Below are 1,046 nucleotides of genomic sequence, written 5' to 3'. Positions count from 1 at the left end.
ATTAAGTTATAAGGGATAATTTGTAATTAGGTCATAAAAGTGTGTTTTATGATGAGATATAAAATAATATAACATATGTAAAAGAGAGTACAATTTGTGATGATAATTAGAAAATTGAATTTATGATAATAATAATAAAATTATATAACATATGCAAAATAATATTGTACTTAATGTCTTTAGTCTTAATGTAAATATATATAAGTGATGCTGAAATCACTACTCTTGGAAGAATAGACGCTAATAAGGATAAAAATAAATTAAAATTTGGAAAACCAAAACTAGTATAATGCATAAGTAAAAAAGTTATGAGATTAACTATAATTGTAATCTTAATTACAGTGTTATTTTTCATATCTAGTAAATTAGAAGCAATGTTAAAAAACATACCTCTAAATATTAATTCCTCTATAAATGGTACATATGTAAAAGAACTTATAAAAATGGCAAGACTAAGCTCTGTGTCAGAACCATATTCCTGTGTTAAGTCATATATAATTAATGCTAGTATTTTACAAAATACTATAGATATTATTAATAGTGATAATGTCAATGAGATATATTTTTTGTCATAGTTTAAAAAACTTTTTATAGAAAGTTTTTTGTATGAATCCTCTAGTATACCTTCATTATATACTTTAGCTAATACGAATACGATTATAAAAGAAATTATAAAAGTTGACATAGAATTAATCGTTTGATTTGAGAATAATTTATTGGTTGATTCAAAGGCTGAAGCAATAAGATATACGAAAACTATCAATAAAGATACTAGTATTGCTCCACAAAAATTTAAAAAATACTTTTTTATGTTTGAAAAATTCATAAATCCTCCTAAAAATAATTAATAAAACAATCAATTTAAAAATAATTAACTTGAAAATAATCAATAAAATAATTGACTTGAAAACAATCAATGAAATAATTACCTTGAAAATAATCAATGAAACAATCAATTTAAAAATTAATCAATGAAATAATTAATCTAAAAATAGTTGATTTTTATAAAAATTATTGATGTATGAAATTACGACCTTATAAGTTAA

General features: G+C 20.8%; 1 protein-coding gene. It reads right to left on the bottom strand.

What is annotated here, in order from left to right; translation table 11 throughout:
• Positions 1 to 106: 106 nt before the first annotated feature.
• Complete coding sequence (locus tag KGF52_RS21010; protein ID WP_227841522.1) at positions 107 to 826, bottom strand: CPBP family intramembrane glutamic endopeptidase; 720 nt, start codon at positions 824 to 826, stop codon at positions 107 to 109.
• Positions 827 to 1,046 lie beyond the last annotated feature (220 nt).

The sequence above is a fragment of the Clostridioides sp. ZZV15-6597 genome, assembly GCF_020657815.1.
Lineage (GTDB): Bacteria > Bacillota > Clostridia > Peptostreptococcales > Peptostreptococcaceae > Clostridioides.
This window is presented reverse-complemented; position numbering and strand designations above follow the sequence as displayed.